Consider the following 16,199-nt stretch of genomic DNA (forward strand, 5'->3'; position numbering starts at 1 on the left):
TTCCACGTTCCTTTTCATTGAATCCGCTTATTCCGAAAGGATTGTTGTTCCAAGAGTGCATCCATCCTGAAAAATCAAAATTTGATACAGGTATTTTCTTCTTCATCTGCTTATTGGCCGCTGTTATAAGCTCGCTCTTTCCGGTCTGTATCGTTGCCGCTTCCTTACGGAAACCGTCGAATACATTTCGTTCGCTGCCGAACACTCCTTTGCTGATGCACTGCTCCACAGAGAGCGTTTCTGGTTTCTCCGGCTCGAAATGGGAGGCAATAGCCGATATTGCCACGTCCGCACCAATGAACTTGGCAAGCGATGCCCATGAACCCACACCGCCCATCATGACGGCATCCGCCGATGCGCCCAGTACGTGCCCGGCTCCTTTTTCCAGTTTGCTGGGACGGTAGGCCGCTTCTCCGCGAGCTTCAATCTCTTCGGCAAGCGGCGAACGGCTCAACGTTTGCGACAATCCGAGAAGGCTCGACTGCGCCGCCTTTCGTATGATGTAGTCGGCCGAAGTCTTGGGCATACGCTCCTTGACCAGTTTGTCAATCATCAGTTGCTCCACACGGTAGTCCATGTATGCGTAGGCAAGGTCGCCGCCGAGCTGTTCAGACAAGGCGTCGTACCGTTCCCGTCCCACCTCCTGTACGACAGAATCGCGCCATTTCCCAGCCAAATATGTAAGATCCTGCTGTATATCGGTAGCCTTGGAGATCTTCTCCTTGCACATTACAATGTAATCTTCTGTTGTTTTCGAGTTCCATTCGCCCGTAACTTTGAGTACCTGATAAGGGTCGCTCATCGGCTGTGCCGAAGACGCCATCATGCTCAGTATGCCGCCCAAAGAGGTGGAATACTCCTTCATTTCCTCGCTCTGTTTCTTCGTGAGATAAGCCTGTGTCTTCGACATGACGGGTGCGAGGTGGCACTGGAAATAGTCGCTCACAAGGCGTTCTATCTCCGCAAATTGCCGGCTATGCTTGATTCCATCCATATAGTATCCTTATATATTTATTTGTTTCAACAGTTGTTCTTTCGTCTGCTCGATGGCGTTGTGATAAACCTCCATCTGGCGTGGGAAGAACTCTTCCAGCCATTCGTCCTTTTCGATGTTGTCATGTATGAAGCGTATAGCCTGTTCCCGTTCTATCTCTACAGAGGTTTCACCCTCTTCACGGTTATTGAACCATGCTTTCGTCCACCACCGCACACCTGCCCGGTCGGGATATACCGAAACAATCCTCGGTATATCGAAACTCTGTATGTCGATATCCAGTTCCGCCAACGGGTCGATGAGACTGCCGAACGTTACGGCTTCGTCATAAAGTTTTTTTTTACGTCACCGCCCATTGAGGGGAGGTAAACCTCATGCCGCAAGGCGAGATAATTCAGGAAGTCCCCGATGAGCAGGTTCTGCACCTTGCAAGCGAGAGGCATGGCTTTATGTCCCAGTCCGAGCGGATTGGCCATACTCGGCATATTCTCGTAGAAATACTCCTTCATCGCACCCATCGTGAAGATATGGCGGAGTGATTGTTCCGTATGTTCGGGCAGTTTGTATGCTCCACGTCGCAAATCCTCCATGTAATACGGCAGGAAACGTAGCATCAGTTCTTCTATTTCCCTCTTATCCTTTTCATAATCAGTCTGGAATGCCATGCCCGAATCGAATGAAGAATCCGTATCGTATCCTCCCGCCTGACGCATTGCCCGGATATTCCCGTACAGCATGGTCAGGAACTCCAACGGGTTCAGCTCCTCGTCTTTGAAGCGGACTTCAAGATGCAACTTCTCACCGCTCAGGGATACGGTCTGTCCAGCCTTGACCCGCTGCCCGAATTGGGCAAAGATGTTCGACAAGTGCCCGTATGTCACTTCATACGCTCCATAACGGATGGTCTGGCAGATGCCGTGTACAGGGTCGTTGCCCACGCCCGACACGATACCGCTTGCTATGGCCGAAAGCATATAGCACCGCACGTTGAAGTCGATGCCGTGATGAAAGAATTTCTCTCCCGTAGCGGAATCCGTCTGCTCGCCGTAACCGAGCGACAGCTCCACGTCCTTTCCCTGCGGTTCCTCGAAAGGCATACAGTAGCCGCTCTCGGAGTGCAGAATCATTTCTTCTGTATATTTCATTCCTTATTATCGTTGGTTCGTTATACTATCTTCTCATCCCTCCGCTATGGTTTTGTTCCTCGACCGGAACGGACGGTGATTGCCCTCTCGCTACGCTCTCCGGAACCGATGTGCGAAAGACACCGGCATTATTGCCGATAAGCATCATGCCGAGGAACGCGCCTGCAATCTTGCCTAACCATCCGAAGCGTCCGAATATGAGGAATGCGGCGGCGATCAACCCCGCAATACTCAGTCCCGACACGTTGCCGCTGCCGAGGTTGCGGAAGAAGTTGCCGAACATATCGGAGAGACCGCCGCCGGAAGCTCCGCGCAGAAAATTCGATACACCGTCCAGTTTGTTGTCGATACCGGCCACCGCACCGCTTACCGTACTGACCGCTTCCCTGGCCTTGTCTTTCATCTCACGCACATTGTCTGCCGTGCCTGCGATAGCGTCAGTGACGGATTCGCCGACAACGGCATCACTCACGATACGGACAACGCTTTTGTCGGAGGTTAGCTTTTCCCAACCCACATAACCGACCGCTCCGCCGATGGTTGCGGTTTTGACGGCCTGACCTGCGCCGCGTAATGTCTGCGAGGGGGGCAGTATTGCCTTGCCCACACTCTTGCCGGTTGCCGTTGTTGCCGTACCGACACCTTTTGCGGCCTTGCCGCCGTATTTCAATACTGTGTTCCAGAATCCCATACATCTCTTTTTTATGGTCTTACATTTCTTCCTATCTGCCGCCAGCGTCTTTTGGCCGCTTCCACGATGTCCCGTTTGTCGGTGACGGGGCGGGAACCTTCATCAATCTCCCGCCATATATCGCCCATCGTGGTATATTTCACCGCCTTAGTGAGCCGTTGCAGTTTCTTGTTCATCATCTTGAGTTTCGGACGGATGCCGAAGACGATTTCCATGCGCTCCTTTTCCGTCATCTTGTTATCCGACAGGCACGCCATACGGATGTCATTCACGATTTCCACACTATTCATAATCAGTTCCCGGTAAATTCGATTCCGTTGCGTCGAGAGAGCAACTGCCAACGCATTGGGACTGTTTCGGCTTACCTGCCTGGTAAAGTCGCCCATGTTGTCCGTCAGCTTTGATATTTCATGGTAGAAACCGTAAATCTGCGCTGCATAGCAGACAATCGAGCGGAAGGAGTCCAGATAATTGTTGAACTCCCGTTGCAGGTCGGTCGTGGCTTTCACTTCCTCTTTCGTCCATAGATGGCCGGTGGTCTGCATCAGCATGACCTTTTCCTGATTCTTCAGCTCCTTTTCAGCCTTATCGGTATAGAGCAGGATCATACCGGCAAGCACGGGGTCGTTCTGCGCCTGCACCCTGCTGATACCGATGCACAGCAATAGAATACCTATCCAAATTGTCCTTTTCATCTTCGGTTTCATTTTATCGTACAAGGGCGGCTGCCCTGCGCCAACGAGACATGGCCATGCGTGCCGCTTCCCCGTTATTGCGGTCGAGCATCCCGGCCGTCACATTATTCCATAAATCATTGAGAGTATAATACCGTATGCTCAGATAGAGCAGGTGCAATTTCCGACTGAAAGCGGAAAGTTTGTCGTTCAATGCCCACAGTGTCTTGCTGCGTTCTGCGCCCGTGAGCATATTTTCATTGCCGCCCTTGGCTACCGCTTCATTCAGGAGCGTGAAGACCGAAACCAGTTCCGTCGCCGTTTCGATATACAGGTTGTTCATACTCATGCCGGCGATGATGCCCTGCGGATTATTCCGGATGGCTTTGCCCAGTTTTCCCAGCGTAATGAAGATTCTCACGCCGTCATTATATAGGTGAGTGCAGGCTTTCAGTGACGACGCATAACCGCTGGCCGTCTTGAGATAGTTGTTGTACTGCTTCTCCCATTTGTGGATGCGGTTAAACTCGGCGGCGATGCTGTTCTGCAGCAATGCCGTCTGCGTCTGACCCTTTATCTGCTTCTCGATTTGGCCGTTTATCACCTCGTTGCCCTCTGCCAACGCCATCCATTCCAACGGATTGGACGCCGCGATCTGTGCCTTTGCCGCTTGTGGTAGCAAACCGGCAAGCAACGCCACAAGCACGGCTATGATATGCTGATTAGTGATTCGTAATCTCATAAATTCCCTTTTTTCGTTTATTGTATTCGACCCGTTCGCGGATGAGCCTCACAACATCAAGATTGCGCCTGATACCGACCAAATCAAGCTGGGGCGTGTTCCTGTCCGTTGAGAAGATGCGTACCGTCTTCAATCCGCAAAGCTGTTGCATGAAGCTCTGGTGTTCCACAAAATCCACGATGCGGTATTGCTCCATATAGTCCGTCTTTCGGGACAATACTCCGTGTTTGCTGATAATCTGCTCGCTGCCTATATAATAGCGTGTCCGACGCAGATAGATGAGCCGGTACAGCAGCACAAGGGAGAGCAAAACGGCGACCCATACGGCAAAAGCGGTGAAAGGTCGTCCCTCCATTCCTCCGTAAATCCATCCTGCGGCACACACGATAATGGCTGGCAGTTCGTCAATGACGAATTGTATCCGGTGCGGTTGCAGCACGATACTCTGAAAGCGTATGGGCTGGTTGGGCATCATCGGTGAAAACGTGTTTGTTGTTCTTCCTCTGATTGTTGCTCTCGTGTCAGCGTTTCATCGACCGATTCTTCCTGTTTCTGTTCAGACAGCAGTTGCTCATTCCAGTCCTTGTTTGGATAGGTCGGTTGTTCGCGGACATAGGATATATCCTTTGCTTTGTCCAGACCGAGAAACTCCCGTAGTCCATCACGGAACTCCTTGTAATGCTTGTTCATTACATCCACCTGATCCTGTATATCGTCCGGATGGCAGAGGCCGCTCGAACGCATGGACATGGCTTCTTCCCAAGCGGATTCGTACTTTCCATAACTCGACTGCAATTCCTTGGGTAATTGTTCGATGTCGCCACTGTCCAAGTCCTTGTCATTCGGGACAGTATCAAGATAGGGCTTGCATTCGGGTGTTTCCTCGATAATGGAACGAACCACCCGACATTTTTCATCCATTAGGTTTTTGGTAAAATCCATTCCCGCAAGGTCGGTATCGAAGCAGATGTGCTGCCGGGCAGGAAGAGTGGCAGAAAGCACACCGCGCATCTGTTCGACCGTCGGGTTGCCACCTGTAGATACGAATACCGCTTTGCGCAAATCCTTGTTCTGGGCCTGATGAAGTTGGTAATAAGCCATTGCGTCGTAGGCGCTCTCGAACCAGTAGATATGCTTGGCTGCCGAAAGAGGTGTCCGGGCAGGGCTGGCGATCCACAGACCTTGGCTCGAATTGCTCCCCTCGGCTTTGCCTTTGTAGCTGCCGCTGCCGTCCATGCGCTGCCGTCCGCGTTCCTCAAAGCCAACAACCGTCCCGTCACCCTGCGGAAGTGTCATGTGAAACGACAGGTTGGTGTACTGCGTGCCGTCTGCGCGATGCTTCGTTGCCAGACAGAAATCCCGATGAAAGGCATATTGCGTGTAAAGGTCGATGCCCCGATGCTTGAAGAAAGGATAGAACTTCTTTTGTGTCGCCCGATCCTGCGGATTGAACTTATGGATGTCATAGTCCTCTATATTGAATGGCTTGATGTCCTTTTGGGGACGGACAATCCGTGTTTCCCGTTCCGCTATGGGATGGTTCAGCAACCGGTTGCATACGAGATTCACAAGCCTGTCCGGAGAAATGCCTGCATGGTATTCCGCAAAGAAATGCGGATGTTCCTTGATAAAGGAAATGATATTATATGATTTCTGCTGTTGCGGTTTGAAACAGCACTTGCCCTGCTGCGTCACGATGAACTTGTCGTTGCGGATGCGCCGTCCGTCACTGTCCAACCGGACATACGAGGGATAGCGCAAACCGTCTCGGCGGTTCAGGTGGTAACCGGCATCTATAAGCACATCCTGAATGTTCAGCCTGCTTAAAAAATCGTTATAAGTCAGTTCGCCCTCTCTCATATTCTACCTCCCCATTCTCATGTCATTGACTTCCCGGTTCATCTCTGCCTCGAAGCATCGGATGGCCACATCCCTCGGCGTATCGACACCGGGCTTGAAGTAAGGGCGTGGAGGGCCGCCGAAACGTTCACCATAGAACTCCGGCGCATGGCGATGATGGTGGAAGCCGTGTGCAACATCCGCTGCGACCACCGCACCTGCGGTCAGGGCGGCAAAGATTTTCGTGCCGATGCCTCTCTGCGCTTCCGGGCGTGTTTTCATGTCCACTTCGCTGAAAATCTTTGAAAAGAGCTTCATCCGATGATAATCATCCACTGCAAGAAACTTGTCATAATCCCGTTGGGTTATCTCGTGGCTGATAACTTGTCCGTCTATAACGGCGGTCATTTTATATTTCCCCTCTGTTTCTGCCGGTTGTACGGATATCTCGCCGACTTCGACCTCCCGACCGTGTTTCTCTTCCCGATACCAGCCTTTACCATCATTTAGCAGCTGCAGGTCACGCCCGTCCACAGCCGCACCGATTCCGTTCTGCATATCCTCGTGCTGTACGGTTGTTTCCTGCGGCACGAATAATTCCTGTTCCTGTCGTTGCCGGTGTTCCAAATCCTGCTGTACTTCAGGATGCAGGACTACGGATATGCGCTGCTCGCTGTCGAGATGCCCCATTGTCACCTTTTCGGAAAAATCGGCTCCGATAACGTTGTTCAGAATTTCCAGCCGTTTCTCGATGGGCTGCTCCTCGATGGAATTGGAGGTCAGCACGACAATCTCATCATCCGTCAGGTCGTACACCATGTCGGCTGAAGCCTTTTCGGATTGTACGGTAAGCGTCCGTGCCTCGGTATCAACGATAAGACCGTGAGAAGCAAGGCACTCCTGCCATTTCTCGTTGGAAAAATAGACCGGAGAGGTAATCAGTTCCTTGTAAGGCCGTGCAGGTTCCTGATTGCGCGGACGGCTGACCATCGGCGTGATGACCGCCTGCAAGTCCTGCAGTACGTCTCGTTGTTGCAAAGGCTGCGTCTGTTGTCCTCCTTTGTAGTAGAATCCGTAGCCGCCCGATTGCAGTTCGCCGGGCTTCATGCGACCGTCCGGTCGTTCGGGGACGATGGACGGCCCCGGAAAGAAAAGCTGGCCACCGACCCTGCGCAGGTGGAAACCCCACTGGTTGCGAGGTGTCCAGCCGAGAAACGGCGGGGGCATACCCAGCCGTCCCATGTGCCCGTATTCGCTGATGCCGATGCGGTAGCCGTGCAGCCCCATCGCCACACGCCCGTTGGCATTGCGGGCATGTACGAAGTTCTTAGGCAGGTAAAAGTCCTTGGCAACGATGCTCGTAAGCACGTTGTAGGCTTTCTTGTTGACCGTGTTCGTTCCCCAGTCTGTCAGAGCCAACATCTGACGTTCGGTAATCGGATAGACCAGCAACGGCGAATCATGCCCCTGCACGATCAGCCGGTAGCCCCCTCCGTCAAACGCAATATGGGCTTGCAGCCCGTTGCGCATCAGCATAGTGCGCATTTCGGGCTGCAAGTCCATCTGCCGGGGATTGGTATTCGTTCGTATCGCCATAGTCTGATAGGATGATTGTTGTTATTATGCGTCGCCGCTTTCCATTGCCGCCTCCAATTGTTCATCCTTGTGGCGGACGAACGCGGCGGCGGAATCGTTGCAGACAGTCAGATTGTTTTGCCGGCAATAGCCGACATATTCTTCCTGCCATTCGGCGGAAAAATGATTGACGTAATCGAGCCAGCCGTACTCACCGCTCTGCATCTTCTCGATGAGCACCTCTTCGGGATAATATTCGTTTTGTGACATAGCTTATGAATTGATGGTTCTACTTGTGGAGTGCTGCCGCACGGTTACGTTCACCGCTTTTCTTCTGCTCGTTCCACATCTCTTCGGTGTAGTCCTCTTCCGAAACATAGTCCAGATTCCCGTCGTTATCCATTACCCAGCAGCCGTAACAACCGAAGGTGTACTTGTCCCACTCGCGCTTGGGCTGGTTGCGCCATTGCTGCGCATCACCCGAACAGAAACGGATGCCGGTCTTGGCGTGCAGATCGATTCCCACAGTGGCAGGTTCATCGTCCATGACAACCGTCAGCGGTTCGCCATGCTGCATCCCGTTTATCTCCACTGCACCGAGGCGCATAACCTCGGCCAGCACCTTCAGGTTGCGTGCGATAATGGGCGTGGGGACATACATCACCTGTTTCGTCCCGGTGTCGATCTGTACGAAAGCCTTGCTGCTTCGTCCGTCCGCCATCTCCACATCGGCGATAATCGCTTTGCCTGCGAGCAACTGTTTCTGTTGCGCTTCGTCGTAACGTTCCAACGGCGAGGATTTCAGTGCCGGATAGAAGACCACATCCGCCTGACCATTGTCCATGCGGATAATGGCGAAGCGGCTCCGGCTCTCGATTCGCTCACCCTTTTCATCAGTGATACGCACGGGAAGTACGGGGGAGTGTCGTCCGTTGCAAATATCGTCCAATACGTGCATTGGCAAATCCTCGATCATCTCACGGGTAAGACCGAATCGTTCCAGTGCCGGAAAGGGTAATTCCTCAAATTCAAATTGTACTTTTTTCATACTATATTCATATTGTAAAATTATACTTTTACAAAGATAGTGTCACCTTATCTGGATAAACAAAAAGCACAACTATATAAATGATTAGAATATAGTATTTTTATGATATTAGTACGATTTTGATGATATAATCGTACTAATTGATGTAAAAAACACAAAACAACAAGACAAAGAGAGGTAATTTATTTCCGCTATAAAGTGGACGTGGTAATTTTGCCGTATGAGAAAGATTTTACTGATGATAATATCGGGGGTCTCGTTATATACAATACCCGTTCAAGCGCAATTCTGCACGATTGCCACGGCACCCCAACGATACAAAGTGGAAACCCTGCATGAGGATATGAAAAAGCCGGAGCCAATGCCCGGAAGCATGGTTCTCGTACAGGAAATGGCATCGGAAGTTTTAAGGGTGGCTGAAACTGCCGATGTCCGCAAGAAGATATGGATCGACCGTTATCTCAGCGTGTCTTATCCGCTGCGTCACATCCGAATTACTTCCCCTTATGGCTATCGTAAAGACCCGTTTACCGGAAAGAGGAAGTTTCACGGAGGCATCGACCTCCATGCCCGAAGCGAAAAGGTATTGGTTATGATGGACGGTGTGGTCGTGAAAGTCGGACAGGATAAAACTTCCGGCAAATACGTGACCTTGCAGCACGGAAATTACCTCATTAGCTATTGCCACCTCTCACGGGTGCTTGCTGTAAAAGGCGCGGTGGTTCATCCTCGTGATGTGGTCGGAATCACCGGTTCGACAGGTCGCAGTACGGGCGAACATCTGCATATCACTTGCAAACTCAATGGCAAAAGCATCAATCCCATGCTCCTGTTAGACTTTATCAAGGCCACGCAGCAGGAGTGCGTGTCGGCATTACTGCAAACCCAAAAATCAAATTGAACGGAATCTGGTCTGCAACTCCTCTATTTTTGAGATCAGTTGCTCGAATGTAAAATGCTCGCCGTATATCATAGACTCCTGCATGGCCTTATAGTCATCTTGCCATACTTTCAGCACTTCTTCAGGAGGCAACAGGACGATACGTTTGCGTATGTCGGGCGTATAGTCCACATCCTTGATGGAAGTGAACAGCTCCCTATGATGGTGGATGGTGCTCCATAATTCGTCATCGCTGACGGCTTTTTGTGCAAAAGGCTCGTCCATCATTTTCATCAGATCGTAAAGATGGCGCGACTTGCGGTTGGCATGGCGGCAGCCGTTGGTAGTAAACAGCTCGTGAAGCAGGAATGCTTTTTCCAAAAAGGTCTTTTCCGGTACGGCCGAGATGATATCCACATCCGCAACTGAAGTGTCTATCGTGGAATTTTTACTTACCAAAGACTTTACTTTTGCCTTGGTAGTAGGCTCGAACAACGACCTTGCACCAATTTCCAGCAATACCTCAGATTGCAAATAATCGGGGCCGGTATTCCCAAAGACCGATTCGTAAGCGATATGCACTTTGCGTGGTTCCGGATAGGTTGCATCCCCTTCGCCATCCGGATCTGGCGTTATCGTGCAATGGTCGGCCAGACCTTTCTCATTGACGATTTCCTGCAAATCCATAGCAAAGACCTCCTTGACAAACAACGATGATGCTTTACGCAGTTTCTTCAGTTGCTTTTTGGTCAAGTCACCTTCCAAGCCGAAAACGCTTCGGTCAATGGCAAGGTCAATGTCCTCCGAGAATCTGGAAATCAAATTCCACACCTTGCTCAAAGATGATCCGCCTTTGAAAACTAACTTATCCGCATATGGTAATGTATAGACCGCTTGTATAATCCCTGTTACCCAAATATCCTTTTCTATCGCCTTGGGGTCATCAATGCCCAACCGCAGACTGACTTGTTCGTAGATGGTACGGCGCGTATCCACCGGAAGTTGCAGAAATTTATTCATAATGCCTTCAATATTATAGAGCGAATCCATCCCGGAACAAGTTTCAAGTCCTCGGCAATCAGCTCTTGGGGTTCATTGGATAGTAATTGTTTGATACGGTTGAGTTGTTCCTCACTCACGTTGCCTTGTCCCAGCCTTTGGAGGGCGAATGTAATCAGCATGATAAGTTCTGATTTGAAATTGAGCTTCTTGGGTACGACACGCTTAAAGAGAATACCTCTACCGTTATATATTTTTATTCTTCGGGATGTACCATCGGTGAAATAGACCGCATTCATTGGCACTTGTGTAGAGAGGCCGAGCTTGTTCAATGCAGCGTCCCCGGTAGGCACGATACGACACTTATCTCTTTGGGCAATGGCTTGTGCGACATCATCCACACTGGGATACACGATTCCGAAGCCGAACTCGGTATCGACTTTCGGCTTACAGTAAATACCTCTTGCAAGACGGATTATCTTTCCGGACAACGTGATACGCTCAAAAACCTTGTTGATGGTCTTCTGCTCTCCCATATCCGCGAAATCACTTGCAAACAGTATAGCACCGTGCTTTTTTCTGTTTATAACGGCAATTATCTTTTTATCAATACTTTGAGATGCCATTTTTATTGCTATTTTGTCGTAAAAAACACACTTTTTTGCGACATTTTCCACTGCAAAAGTACAACGTTTTACCGAATCGCCCAAACAAAATTGATGATTTTGTTTCTATTTCCTGTTTTACTCCCATTTCTCCCTTCACCTCGCTGGAGCTGTCCTCCATTTTCATCGGCGAATGTAGGACGAAGCGCATAATCGCCAAACCGCATTGCCATTCGGATAACGAAAACAGACTGTTGCACGGTCGGTTTTCTATCCGGGTTTGGCTTATGATGCCGTAGCTTCTTCCTTTTGTTGCCTCAAAAATAGAGAGTACAGCCCTGCAACTTGAAAGCAGGGAAAGAAAACAAAGTTTAACAATGAGTAAAGAATATGAAAGAAGAAATTAAACAGAATGGCAGAACGGTGTTGTCAAGCACGGACGGCTTTTCAATGCCTATGTTTTTCAACAACTTGTGCGGAAAAAACTTCTCAGGCGAAAAGTACCGTGACTATATCCGAGACATCGCTCTTGGAGAAATGAGCTTCAAGCCCGGAGAAATCTCGTTGTACCGTGACGGCAAACAAGTCAGAACCGGCATAATTCCGAAACTCTGAACATAAACAGACTTAATAATTTGTAGATATGGAAACAGTTACTATTCATCCGGCGGAAGCCTATCTCCGCAACGAACAAAATCCCTCCTGCTTGTATGTACGAATTGGTGGACAACGTAGGCGTTTGTTTATCAACCGAGACGAAAATATCATTGGCATTATTGCACCGAGAAAACGAAAAAGAGGTCATGTTTTCACAGATTGGGCAAGCATTGAGAAAATATATTATCCGTCCCATGACCAGGAAGCGAATACGGACAGGAAGCTGATTCTGAAGTACCAGAAACTTGCACGGCTTGCCACGCATACAAACGACTGGCTTCGCACAATCGCCGATGCGGATTTGGATAAGTCCCTTTACGAAAACCACATCACTACCGGTACACGCATCGACGGCAAGTGTATCGGGCTTGCCACAATCGAAAAATATTGCGGAACGAAAGAAATGCACCTCTTCAGACAGGCAATGAAGAACAAAAAAAGTTTTTCCACATGCCGCTTTGACTTCTGTGGCTATGACGGTACGCTGTGGTGCGAGCCACGAGATAATGGCGACATGGCAGCAGGCTTCAGCAAGGAATACAGAAATTGCGGCAACGGTTATTACTACCTGCTTATCAATGACGAATATATGATTGGTTACGACATTGACTGACAATCATAGCATCGAAAGCAATCCGTGTCAGGCAAAGGCTTGGTACGGATTGTCGCTGCGGTCTGCCGACAGTTTCCTTTTCTACGTGTTACTTTCTTCCTTTTATAGTCTGCCATCCGGCATCGTGCGGCCAGTTTGCTTCAAGAGACTTTCCGCATTTTGTGTAACACGTTACATAAAGTGCGGAAAGCCACTTTTGCAAAAGGACGGACGCGGACAGACTTGAAGTTGCGGAGGACGATATGAATATTGTCATCCGCAGTTCCAAGACAGTCCGCCGGGAAGTCCGTCCGGGCTGTCCGCTTTACTGTTTTACCTATTCTCGATCCTTTTCTAACCATTTCCATTTACCTATTTTCTGCTGCCGTGCAACCTGCCGGGGATTGAATTTTTCCGCGAAGGTAATCTGCCCGTCCCAATCTTGCCAATGCCGGTGTTCCGCCGCGAGTGAACCGCAAAAATCTTCCTCTCCGCTGTCGAACGTGTTTTTACGGATCAGCCTTGTCCGATTGTTCCTGCCACCTTCTGAATGCAGAAAAAATCATCCCGACGGTCGCAAACAGGCCGAACAAAGGGAAATAAAAAACAAGGTTAAATATGAGTTACGACAAATTGAAATCACTGGTAGCCAATGTGGAAGCCATAGAAACCGCAATGAAAATCAAGGTGCAGGGCAGAAAGGCTACACAAGAGGAAAAAGCCGTATTGTCCCGATATTCGGGTTTCGGTGGCATCAAGGAAGTGTTGAACATCGGCACAGACCGACCCATAGGCGGCAACATGGACGAACCAATCCGTAGGTTGCAGGAACTTATAGACGCATATCCCTATTTCTCGGAACCGATGCGGCAAGCCGTCACCGAGAGCATCAAGGCATCTGTCCTGACCGCTTTTTACACACCGAAATTCATTGTCGATGCGGTGGCAAGGCAGATACACACCACGTTCCGACAAAACGGTCTGCAAATGCGCTCGTTTCTCGAACCGTCCGCAGGAATTGGCGGTTTCCTGCCCGTAGCTATGCCAGATACGTATGACTATGCCATTGAGAAAGACCATATTTCGGAGCTGATACTTTCGTTATTACAAGACGATGCGGTAACAAGTACGGGAGGATTTGAGACAATCGGAGAGATGGGTTTCGAGCATACAAAGTTCGATGTCATAGCCTCCAATATCCCGTTCGGGAATTTCCGTGTCTTCGATGCGGAGCTGTGGAAGAAAGGCGGCGCATACGAACAGGCCACCAAAACCATACACAACTACTTTTTCGTCAAGGCTATGGAATTGCTCAACGAGGGCGGTCTGCTGGCTTTTATCACATCAAGGGGCATCGCAGACACGGCAGGCAACAAGTTCGTGCGTGAGTATCTTGTGAACAATGCCGACCTGATTAGCGCAATCCGTCTTCCCGACACACTTTTCATGCAGACAGGCGGCATCGAGGTAGGCAGTGACTTACTTGTGTTCCAAAAGCATACGCACAAAGCGGCATTGTCGCTCCGTGAGCGGTCGTTTCTGCAAACCTATAAGGAAAAGGTCGAAGCGGCAGGAACAATGACAGAGAATACCAATCGGATTTTCACCCTGCCTAAAACCGCATTGGCGACAGGAAGCCGCATTGTGATGAACCAGTACGGCAAGTATGTACGCAAATATCAGTGGCTCGGCGATGAAAATGCCATGTCGCAATACCTTTCCGCATTGCTCAAGCATGATTTTGACCGTTATTTCCGTAAGGGGCTTTTCATGGGCGAAGCTCCGGCACAGATGTCGCTTTTCGGCAGCATAGCCATTGAGACAGCGAACAGAGGCAGACGTGCCTACACAGACAAGCAGGAAGCATGGATGAAAGAGGGCGCAATGGTGGCATTCGAGGGGCAGGTCGGAGTTATCCGCTTCCGCAAGTCAAGCCATTATGAAGAAATGGCAGTCGATTTCGTGCCGGTGGACGAGGGTAAGGTGAACACGGACAGGGCAAACGACTATTTCCCTATCCGTAAGGCATACTTTGAACTGTCAGCCAAAGAACGGGAGGAACAAAAGGAACAGCCGTATTTGCGTGAACGGTTGAACACGCTTTATGACACTTTCGTAACCAAGTGGGGCTATTTCCATGCGAACGATAACAAAGAATTTATCATGCTCGACAGCCTCGGCGTGGAGGTGTTCACGATTGAAATGCAGGTAGGCAAAGATATATTCAAAGCTGACATCATGCGTGAACCCTTAGCGTTCAAGAAGATAGACACCGACAAGAAACTGACCCCTACAGAAGCGTTGGCAAGCTGTCTGAACTTTTACGGCTGTGTGGATATGGATTATCTGATGCAGACCACCGGAAAGGACGAGGAAGAGATTATCGGCGACCTCAAAGACGAGATTTTCTATAATCCCGTCCGTGACGCATGGGAACACAAAGGTCGTTTCCTTGCAGGAAATGTCATCGACAAGTGCAAAGAGGTTGTTTCCTGTCTGCCCGGCCTCTCGGACAAAAGAAAGGAGTGGACGGAAGCCGCCATTAAAGCATTGGAAGCCACCGTACCCGAACCGATACCGTTTGAAGAACTTGACATCAATATGGGCGAGCGTTGGATCGACACGGTTTTGTATGCCGAGTTTGCAGCAGAACTTTTCGGAACGGAAACCAGTGTAATGTACTTTGATGTGAACGACACCTATTTGGTGCGTCTGCAAGGGTATTCTCCCGTAGCCTACAACACCTATTCCGTGCGAAACTACAACGGCGAGGAGTTGTTCGTACACGCCTTGCAAGATACCGTACCCGAAATAACGAAAGAGATAGAGCGCAACGGTGACAAAGTGCGTGTGCCGGACGAGGAAGCCATACAGGAAGCGGCGGCCAAGATACAGGAAATAAGAACCCGTTTCAATGAATGGCTCGACAACCAACCGTCAGAAGTACGTAACGAGATTGCAAGAGTATATAACGAACGCTTCAATTGCTATGTGCGTCCATCCTATGACGGTTCGGCACAGACTTTCCCCGGACTTTCTTTCGAGCAGTTCCCATACGACAGCCTTTATCCCTCACAAAAGGATGCGATTTGGATGATTAAGCAGAACGGGGGCGGCGTTTGTTGGCACGAAGTCGGAACAGGCAAGACGATGATTATGTGTGTCGCAGCCTACGAAATGAAACGTCTCGGATTGGTGCAAAAGCCCTTGATTATAGGCTTAAAAGCCAACGTTCACGAAATTGCCGACACGTTCCGCAAGGCTTATCCATCGGCAAAGATACTCTATCCCGGCAAGGAGGATTTCACCCCTGCAAACCGCAAAGAGGTGTTTTCCAAGATAAAAAACAATAATTGGGACTGTATTATTCTGATACACGACCAGTTTGCCAAGATACCGCAGTCGGAGGAAACGATGATAGAGATATTCACAGAGGAGCTTTGCGATGTCGAGCGCAATCTGGAGGTGCTGGAGCAGTCCACCATGCGCTACCGTAGCGGCAGGATGCAAGAAGGGCTGGAAAAGCGCAAGCAGAACCTTTCGGCCAAACTTCAGGAGCTTCGGATGAAAATCAATGAAAGGAAAGATGAAACAATAGATTTTCACTCGATGGGTATAGACCACATATTTGTCGATGAATGTCATTATCAGAACTTTTAGGAATTTCCGATAAAATTATTCAATTGTTTAGCAATCATTTGTTTTGAGTCTTAATCAGTTCTGATTATATTCCGTCTATAATTGTAGAATAACATTCA

The 16,199-nt window shown here is 49.6% G+C and carries 18 protein-coding genes and 1 pseudogene; 4 read left to right on the forward strand and 15 right to left on the reverse strand.

Annotated features, from left to right (window positions below; translation table 11 throughout):
* Positions 1-75 precede the first annotated feature (75 nt).
* The 11 genes and pseudogenes from ACGHVY_RS00665 to ACGHVY_RS00715 all read right to left on the reverse strand — a co-directional run.
* Positions 76-994, reverse strand: a pseudogene (locus tag ACGHVY_RS00665) (hypothetical protein); the annotation flags it as partial.
* A gap of 9 nt (positions 995-1,003) precedes the next feature.
* The gene (locus tag ACGHVY_RS00670) at positions 1,004-1,285 is read right to left on the reverse strand and encodes a hypothetical protein (RefSeq protein ID WP_186976184.1); all 282 of its coding nucleotides are present in this window, start codon (positions 1,283-1,285) and stop codon (positions 1,004-1,006) included.
* A gap of 23 nt (positions 1,286-1,308) precedes the next feature.
* Positions 1,309-2,139, reverse strand: a complete 831-nt coding sequence (locus tag ACGHVY_RS00675) for a M23 family metallopeptidase (protein ID WP_390596340.1) — start codon at positions 2,137-2,139, stop codon at positions 1,309-1,311.
* 25 nt (positions 2,140-2,164) lie between these two features.
* Positions 2,165-2,830, reverse strand: coding sequence for a hypothetical protein (locus ACGHVY_RS00680; protein WP_390596342.1), 666 nt, complete (start codon positions 2,828-2,830; stop codon positions 2,165-2,167).
* 11 nt (positions 2,831-2,841) lie between these two features.
* Positions 2,842-3,525 (reverse strand): hypothetical protein, encoded by a 684-nt coding sequence (locus tag ACGHVY_RS00685; RefSeq protein WP_288911762.1) that lies wholly within the window; start codon positions 3,523-3,525, stop codon positions 2,842-2,844.
* 13 nt (positions 3,526-3,538) lie between these two features.
* Positions 3,539-4,246 (reverse strand): hypothetical protein, encoded by a 708-nt coding sequence (locus tag ACGHVY_RS00690; RefSeq protein WP_390596345.1) that lies wholly within the window; start codon positions 4,244-4,246, stop codon positions 3,539-3,541.
* Positions 4,227-4,721 carry a PH domain-containing protein gene (locus ACGHVY_RS00695; protein ID WP_390596348.1) on the reverse strand — a complete coding sequence of 165 codons (495 nt, stop codon included), beginning with the start codon at positions 4,719-4,721 and terminating at the stop codon, positions 4,227-4,229. The genes ACGHVY_RS00690 and ACGHVY_RS00695 overlap by 20 nt, the downstream gene beginning before the upstream one ends.
* The gene (locus ACGHVY_RS00700) at positions 4,718-6,106 is read right to left on the reverse strand and encodes a toprim domain-containing protein (RefSeq protein ID WP_390596351.1); all 1,389 of its coding nucleotides are present in this window, start codon (positions 6,104-6,106) and stop codon (positions 4,718-4,720) included. Before ACGHVY_RS00700 ends, ACGHVY_RS00695 begins: the two co-directional genes overlap by 4 nt.
* Before the next feature lie 3 nt (positions 6,107-6,109).
* Positions 6,110-7,681, reverse strand: a complete 1,572-nt coding sequence (locus ACGHVY_RS00705) for a hypothetical protein (protein WP_390596354.1) — start codon at positions 7,679-7,681, stop codon at positions 6,110-6,112.
* 24 nt (positions 7,682-7,705) lie between these two features.
* Positions 7,706-7,930 carry a hypothetical protein gene (locus ACGHVY_RS00710; protein WP_117703399.1) on the reverse strand — a complete coding sequence of 75 codons (225 nt, stop codon included), beginning with the start codon at positions 7,928-7,930 and terminating at the stop codon, positions 7,706-7,708.
* Between the two features lie 19 nt (positions 7,931-7,949).
* The gene (locus ACGHVY_RS00715) at positions 7,950-8,708 is read right to left on the reverse strand and encodes a DUF4099 domain-containing protein (protein ID WP_390596357.1); all 759 of its coding nucleotides are present in this window, start codon (positions 8,706-8,708) and stop codon (positions 7,950-7,952) included.
* 220 nt (positions 8,709-8,928) lie between these two features.
* Here ACGHVY_RS00715 and ACGHVY_RS00720 point away from each other — a divergent pair, with 220 nt between their 5' ends.
* Positions 8,929-9,609 carry a M23 family metallopeptidase gene (locus ACGHVY_RS00720; protein WP_390596360.1) on the forward strand — a complete coding sequence of 227 codons (681 nt, stop codon included), beginning with the start codon at positions 8,929-8,931 and terminating at the stop codon, positions 9,607-9,609.
* On the opposite strand, the gene ACGHVY_RS00725 is transcribed toward ACGHVY_RS00720, so the two are convergent.
* From ACGHVY_RS00725 to ACGHVY_RS00735, 3 genes are all read right to left on the reverse strand, one after another.
* Positions 9,601-10,608: a nucleotidyl transferase AbiEii/AbiGii toxin family protein gene (locus ACGHVY_RS00725; RefSeq protein WP_390596363.1), complete on the reverse strand. Its 1,008-nt coding sequence runs from the start codon at positions 10,606-10,608 to the stop codon at positions 9,601-9,603. The two genes, ACGHVY_RS00720 and ACGHVY_RS00725, sit on opposite strands and share 9 nt — an antisense overlap.
* Positions 10,605-11,213: a DUF6088 family protein gene (locus ACGHVY_RS00730; protein ID WP_390596365.1), complete on the reverse strand. Its 609-nt coding sequence runs from the start codon at positions 11,211-11,213 to the stop codon at positions 10,605-10,607. The genes ACGHVY_RS00725 and ACGHVY_RS00730 overlap by 4 nt, the downstream gene beginning before the upstream one ends.
* A 68-nt stretch (positions 11,214-11,281) precedes the next feature.
* Positions 11,282-11,425, reverse strand: a complete 144-nt coding sequence (locus ACGHVY_RS00735) for a hypothetical protein (protein WP_390596368.1) — start codon at positions 11,423-11,425, stop codon at positions 11,282-11,284.
* 157 nt (positions 11,426-11,582) lie between these two features.
* Here ACGHVY_RS00735 and ACGHVY_RS00740 point away from each other — a divergent pair, with 157 nt between their 5' ends.
* On the forward strand, positions 11,583-11,807 hold the full coding sequence (locus ACGHVY_RS00740) for a hypothetical protein (RefSeq protein WP_390596371.1): 225 nt from the start codon (positions 11,583-11,585) through the stop codon (positions 11,805-11,807).
* Positions 11,808-11,835: 28 nt separating this feature from the next.
* Positions 11,836-12,462 (forward strand): hypothetical protein, encoded by a 627-nt coding sequence (locus ACGHVY_RS00745; RefSeq protein WP_390596373.1) that lies wholly within the window; start codon positions 11,836-11,838, stop codon positions 12,460-12,462.
* Between the two features lie 140 nt (positions 12,463-12,602).
* Here the strand turns inward: ACGHVY_RS00745 and ACGHVY_RS00750 are convergent, their stop codons facing one another.
* Positions 12,603-12,809 carry a hypothetical protein gene (locus ACGHVY_RS00750; RefSeq protein WP_186976196.1) on the reverse strand — a complete coding sequence of 69 codons (207 nt, stop codon included), beginning with the start codon at positions 12,807-12,809 and terminating at the stop codon, positions 12,603-12,605.
* Positions 12,810-13,059: 250 nt separating this feature from the next.
* On the opposite strand from ACGHVY_RS00750, the gene ACGHVY_RS00755 reads away from it, so the two are divergent.
* Positions 13,060-16,101, forward strand: coding sequence for an N-6 DNA methylase (locus tag ACGHVY_RS00755; RefSeq protein WP_390596375.1), 3,042 nt, complete (start codon positions 13,060-13,062; stop codon positions 16,099-16,101).
* Positions 16,102-16,199: the final 98 nt, after the last annotated feature.

The organism is Bacteroides sp. f07, from assembly GCF_042854785.1.
GTDB lineage: Bacteria > Bacteroidota > Bacteroidia > Bacteroidales > Bacteroidaceae > Bacteroides.